General features: G+C 54.4%; 1 pseudogene. It reads left to right on the forward strand.

Features of this window, described 5'->3' with window-relative positions:
- Positions 1-401 (forward strand): annotated as a pseudogene (agaR, locus tag ACNFOC_RS55690) (aga operon transcriptional regulator AgaR); the annotation flags it as partial.

Raw genomic sequence — 401 nt, forward strand, 5'->3', positions numbered from 1 at the left:
ACTGGCACCAGCGAGCGACGAGAACAGATCATTCAGCGTCTGCGACAGCAAGGGAGTGTGCAGGTTAACGATCTGTCGGCATTGTATGGCGTATCTACTGTGACGATCCGCAACGATCTGGCGTTTCTGGAAAAGCAGGGGATCGCTGTGCGTGCCTATGGTGGCGCGTTGATCTGCGATAGCACGACGCCGTCAGTCGAGCCATCAGTGGAAGATAAAAGCGCACTGAACACCGCGATGAAACGCAGCGTTGCGAAAGCTGCCGTTGAGTTGATTCAGCCAGGTCATCGGGTTATCCTCGATTCCGGGACCACCACTTTTGAGATTGCTCGTCTGATGCGCAAGCACACTGACGTAATTGCGATGACCAACGGTATGAACGTGGCTAATGCGTTGCTGGA

Origin of the sequence: Streptomyces colwelliae, from assembly GCF_048158785.1 — a bacterium.
GTDB lineage: Bacteria > Actinomycetota > Actinomycetes > Streptomycetales > Streptomycetaceae > Streptomyces.